Annotated in this window: 1 pseudogene; it reads left to right on the top strand. The window is 33.8% G+C overall.

The features are described from left to right. Positions 1–74 precede the first annotated feature (74 nt). Positions 75–601: pseudogene (locus R7Z49_RS26295) on the top strand (hypothetical protein); the annotation flags it as partial.

Genomic DNA, 601 nt, shown 5'->3' with positions numbered 1-601 from the left:
GTCGTATTCAGCCGGAGGGGGCGGAAAATATGTATATATTTCCATTTCAAGAGCCTTTTTACATGGACTGATGTATGAAACCACTGTCGTTAAAAAATAAGATTATAATCTTATTTGGAATATCATTAATAATTACTATCGTAACTGCTTACTTTAGTGTTAAATATATTATTGGTGATTACATCAATAACTCATACGACAGTCGTATGGTTAGCAATGTAAGATTGATTAGCAGTGAAATTAAACAGTCAATCGAACGCGATATATCGGTGATAGAGAGCCTTGATTTTGGCGTAATTGGTATTCGTGATACTAAGCAAAAACTAGGTTATGAACAAGTTGTCAAGCTTGTCAATAAGACTGCATTAAGTGATAAAGGAAGCTTAGATAAAGAGCAATCCCAATATTATATCGATTTGGCTCGTGACCATCAAGAAGGCATAAAAATAACACAAATTTTTTCTGAAAGTGGTCAGGCAAAAGTAATTATTTCGAAAAAGAAACATAGTGTAGTAGATTTTTTCACTATCGACTTGAGTTTGTTTGGGGCAGTTGTACCGCGCTATAGTGTTCTAGGTGTTTACTTAGTATTATTCGATGA

It is taken from the genome of Vibrio sp. 1562, assembly GCF_033340155.1.
Classification (GTDB): Bacteria; Pseudomonadota; Gammaproteobacteria; order Enterobacterales; family Vibrionaceae; genus Vibrio; species Vibrio alginolyticus.
The sequence above is the reverse complement of the archived record's forward strand: the minus strand, read 5'-3'. Positions and strand labels throughout refer to the sequence as shown.